Annotated in this window: 2 protein-coding genes; one reads left to right on the plus strand and one right to left on the minus strand. The window is 46.3% G+C overall.

The features are described 5' to 3' along the window. Positions 1-313, plus strand: a 313-nt coding sequence (locus tag B3O33_RS10860; RefSeq protein WP_292363575.1) for a hypothetical protein, incomplete at its 5' end; no start/stop codon positions are given. Here B3O33_RS10860 and kdsB read toward each other — a convergent pair. Further along, on the minus strand, positions 281-802 hold a 522-nt coding region (kdsB, locus tag B3O33_RS10865), incomplete at its 5' end, for a 3-deoxy-manno-octulosonate cytidylyltransferase (protein ID WP_292363576.1). The genes B3O33_RS10860 and kdsB overlap by 33 nt on opposite strands.

The raw sequence follows: 802 nt of genomic DNA on the forward strand, positions 1-802 counted from the left end.
GAAGAGAGTCCTAAAGCAGATGCCAAGGAATCATAAATTTACCTGTGACGACTTGCTGAACCTGATTGGTCAGCAAGTCGTATACCACCATCAACGCTGTGAAATTATTGAGTTGTTAGATGGCTGTGAACTGGTATTACAGGAGCTCAATCAGGACAGTAATATCCAGCCAACACAATATGGAGAAGGGCATCGCCCGGTTCCTGTGACCCATGTTTTACCGGTTTTTGATGGTGAAGGTGAACTGCATGCCGAATTAGTCTCAGCTGGTCTGGATCAATTACTGAGAGAGCAAGGCCTCTACGGCCAGTAAGTCCTGTTCAGTATCAACTCCATGTCCAGGATCAACCTGAGCTTCTGTCAAGTGAATCCGATTGCCATGGTAAAGCGCCCGAAGCTGTTCCAATGATTCAAATTGTTCCGGCGGCGCAGGCGGTAATTCATGATAACGATGCAAAAAATCTGCTCGATAGGCATACATACCAACATGCTTTAAATGCGGCATTGTGACGTTGTTGAGTGCCTGTTTGTTATTAAAATGCTCGCGTAACCATGGAATAGGGGCGCGGCTGAAATACATCGCATAACCTTTAGCATCCACCACTACTTTAACGATATTAGGATCAAATACCTGTTCAGCGTTTTCTAGCGGGCTGTATAACGTAGTAATTGCAGCTTCACGATGGTGCGCCAAATCCGCTGCCACCTGATTAATCAACACGGCTGGCAAACAGGGCTCATCTCCCTGTACATTGACCACTAAATCATCGCCATGAAATGCCCTTAACTGAGCCACTTCAGC

The organism is Methylophaga sp. UBA1464 (assembly GCF_002325665.1).
Classification (GTDB): Bacteria; Pseudomonadota; Gammaproteobacteria; order Nitrosococcales; family Methylophagaceae; genus Methylophaga.